At 70.8% G+C, this 3413-nt stretch carries 1 protein-coding gene; it reads right to left on the bottom strand.

Annotated features, from left to right (window positions below):
* On the bottom strand, positions 1-3337 hold a 3337-nt coding region (locus tag JW613_RS35395), incomplete at its 3' end, for an acyltransferase domain-containing protein (RefSeq protein ID WP_307866165.1).
* Positions 3338-3413: the final 76 nt, after the last annotated feature.

Below are 3413 nucleotides of genomic sequence, written 5' to 3'. Positions count from 1 at the left end.
ACTCACCCCGACGCAACCCCGCCAACTCCACCAACCCGAACCACGCCGTCAGAAAGTTCACCGGTACGGCTGCCGCCTCGCGCCAGCTCCAGTTCGCAGGCATCGGTGCGATCATGCGGGCGTCGGCCACCGCCACCGGTCCGAAGGCGCCCTCGAAGAGCCCGAACACCCGGTCTCCGGGAGCGACTTCCGAGACGTCGGGCCCGACCTCGGTCACCACCCCCGCGCCCTCGCTCCCTTGGAAGACACCGCCGCCGGGATACATGCCGAGCGCTATCAGCACGTCCCGGAAATTGACCCCGGCAGCACGCACCGCAACCCGCACCTGCCCCGACGCCAACGGCTCCTCCACCTCCGGACACGACACCACCGACACGTCCTCCACCGTCCCGGCAACCTCCTGACCCAACCGCCACGCACACCCGTCGCCCGGCACCGTCAGGCCCGTCTCCGCACGCGCCGCACGCGGCACCCACACCCGCCCCGCACGCACCGCGAGCTGCGGCTCGTCGGCGTCCAGCGCGTACGAGACAGCGGCGCGCGCGACCGCGCCCGCCGCCTCGGAAGCGACGCCGAGGTCGGCCTCGATATCGACGTCGAGGTCGGCGTCGAGGTCGAGGTCGAGGTCGAGCAACAGGAACCTGTCGGGGTTCTCGCGCTGGGCGGTACGTACGAGGCCCCACACACCCGCGCACGACAGATCGAGCGGGCCGTCCTCCACGTCGACCGCCCCACGCGTGACCAGCACCAATCGGGCATCGGCCAGCCGGGGCTCGGCCGACCACGTGTGCAGCAGCTCCAGAGTCGCCGTGGCGGTGGCGAGCCCGTCGGCGTCGTCCGTGCTGCCGCCGAGGCCCCATACGTCCGCGAGGACGACCTCCGGCACCGACGTGCCCGCATCCAGCCCCGCCAACAGCCCGGCGACATCCGCCCCCGGCACCGCCAGCACGGGCCACTGCGCGGAGGCGGAGGGCACGTTCACCGCATCGACCGCGCCCGTCATGTCCGTCACGTCCGTCCACTCGACGGTGAACAACCCGTCCGTCGTCGCGTCACGCGTACGCAACCGGTCCCGGTCCAGCGGACGCATCGCGACCGACTCCACGCTGAGCACCGGGGCACCCGCGGGGTCGGTGACATCGACCCGTACGCCCTGTGCCGGCCCCTCGCCGAGTGGCGAGACACGCACCCGTACGACCTGCGCACCGACCGCGTGCAGGCACACCCCGTTCCACGCGAACGGCAGCCACGCCTCCCCGTCCCGCGACGACCCCAGCAGGGCCACGGGGTGCAGCACCGCGTCCAGCAGGGCCGGGTGGACAGCGAAACCGTCCACCCGGTCCACGCCGTCCGGCAGCTCCACCTCGGCCCACAGGTCCTGTCCGTCCCGCCAGGCTTCCCGTAGGCCCTGGAAGGCCGGACCGTAGCCGTACCCGGACGCTGCGGCATGTTCGTAGAACCCCACGAGGTCGAGCGGCTCGGCTCCGGCGGGTGGCCAGGCTGTGCCGCCGGTGACGGGCGTCGCCGTCACCGGCCCGAGCGTGCCCTCGGCATGACACACCCAGTCCGCACCGTTGCCCTCTTCGACGGGCCGCGAGTAGACGCGTACGGGGCACCGGCCGTCGGGGGTCGCTGCCTCCACCAGTACCTGGACGTTGACCGCCCCGTTCTCGGGCAGTACGAACGGTGCTTGCAGGACCAGTTCCTCGACACCGCCGCAGCCGACCTCGTCGGCCGCACGCAACGCCCACTCCGCCATGGCCGCACCAGGCACCAGCACCGACCCCAACACCTGATGATCGGCCAACCAGCGCTGCTCCCCCGAGGCCGCCACCCGCCCCGTCAGAATCAGCCCACCATCCGCCGTCGCCACAACAGCCGGCAACAGCGGATGACCGGAAGCGCCTTGCCCAAGCCGAGCCGTATTGCCCTCGTCGGCCTCTCCGTCGAGCCAGTAGCGCTGGCGTTGGAAGGCGTAGGTGGGCAGATCGACGGTGGGTCCGGGCGGGAACCAGGGGGTCCAGTCGATGTCGTGGCCGTGGGTGTGGAGTCGAGCGAGAGCGTGGGCGAAGGCACGTGTCTCGGGTTGCTTGGCGGTGAGGAGCGGGACGGTCAGCGGATTGCTGTCGAGCGTGTGCTGAGCGGCCGTGGCCAACACCGGATCCGGGCCGAGTTCGAGGTAGGTGTGGGTGCCCAGATGGGTGAGGGCGGGGGCGAAGTGGACCGGCTGGCGGATGTGCTCGCACCAGTAGCCGGGAGTGGTGATGTGTTCGTCGGCGGGCCGCCCGGTCAGGTTGCTGATCAGCGGGAGGGAGGGCTGGTGGAACTGGACCTGCTCAATAGCCTGGCGGAAGTCCTCCAGCATCGGCTCCATCAACGGAGAGTGGAAGGCGTGACTGACCGCCAGCCGCTTGGTCTTACGACCCCTGGACTTCCATTCCGCCGCGAGTTGCAGCACCGGTTCCTCGGGGCCGGAGATGACGGTGCTGGTGGGCGTGTTCAGCGCGGCAACCGCCACACCCTCGGGCAGGTCGAACTCCTCGGCACCCGCCTCCACCGCCACCATCGCCCCGCCCTCGGGCAGTGACCCCATCAACGTCGCCCGGGCCGCCACCAGCGCGCACGCGTCCTCCAGCGAGAACACCCCGGCCACATAGGCTGCCGTCACCTCGCCGATGGAGTGGCCCACCACCGCATCCGGCCGCACCCCGAACGACTCGAGCAACCGCGCCAGCCCCACCTGCAGCGCAAACAACCCCGCCTGCGCACACGTCGTGTGCTCCAACCGCTCAGCAGCCCCCTGGAACACCACCTCCCGCAACGAAACACCCAACTGCGGGTCCAGCAACCCACACACCTCATCAAACGCCCCAGCGAAAACCGGGAAACGGGCATACAACTCCGCGCCCATACCCACGCGCTGGCTGCCCTGGCCGCTGAACAGCCACACCAGCCCACCGTCGCCCACCCGCTCGCCCGGGCCGACCACATCCGGGTGCGGCTCACCAGCAGCCAGCGCCCGCACACCCGCAAGCAACTCCTCCCCACCCGCACCCAGCACCACCGCCCGCTGCTCGAACAACGACCGCGAGGTCACCAGCGAACGACCCACCGCACCCACCCCACCCGACACCCGCGCCAACGCCGCTGCCTGCCCCCGCAGCGCCTCCGCACCCCGCGCCGAGACCACCCACGGCACCACACCGGTGACATCGGCCCCCACCTGTGCGGGTTCCGCGACAGGTGGCTCTTCCAGGATCAGATGTGCGTTCGTGCCCGAGATACCGAACGACGAGACACCCGCCCGGCGCGGACGCTCTCCTCCCGGCCACTCCACTTGCTCGGTCAGTAGCCGTACTGCTCCCGACTCCCAATTCACATGCGGCGAAGGCTCATCGATGTGCAACGACGCT

The sequence above is a fragment of the Streptomyces smyrnaeus genome, from assembly GCF_017676345.1.
GTDB lineage: Bacteria > Actinomycetota > Actinomycetes > Streptomycetales > Streptomycetaceae > Streptomyces > Streptomyces smyrnaeus.
Note: the sequence above shows the minus strand (reverse complement) of the source record. Positions and strands in the feature narration are given on the sequence as shown.